This is a genomic window from Tritonibacter sp. SIMBA_163 (genome assembly GCF_046535935.1).
Lineage (GTDB): Bacteria > Pseudomonadota > Alphaproteobacteria > Rhodobacterales > Rhodobacteraceae > Epibacterium > Epibacterium scottomollicae.
In genome coordinates this window covers 1-263 of record NZ_JAWJBP010000620.1, presented here as the reverse complement: position 1 = coordinate 263, position 263 = coordinate 1, and the positions used below count along the sequence as shown (strand labels likewise).

Sequence of the window (263 nt, the reverse complement as noted above, 5' to 3'; positions counted from 1 at the left end):
GCGCAGCCCGCTTCGCCGACGGCCATCAGGCCGGGAGCGATCCGCTCCGGATTGTCGCTGTCGGCGTTGAGCACCTCGCCCCAGAAATTGGTCGGTATGCCGCCCATGTTGTAGTGAACGGTCGGCAAGACCGGGATCGGCTCGCGCGTCACGTCGACACCGGCAAAGATCTTCGCGCTCTCGGAGATCCCCGGCAGCCGCTCGTGCAGGACGGCCGGATCCAGATGGTCGAGATGCAGGAAGATGTGGTCCTTGTTCTTGCC

1 protein-coding gene is annotated in these 263 nt (G+C 65.0%); it reads right to left on the bottom strand.

Annotation, left to right across the window (positions count from 1 at the left end; translation table 11 throughout):
• On the bottom strand, positions 1-263 hold a 263-nt coding region (locus R0J92_RS23785; protein WP_411053488.1), incomplete at both ends, for an FAD-binding protein.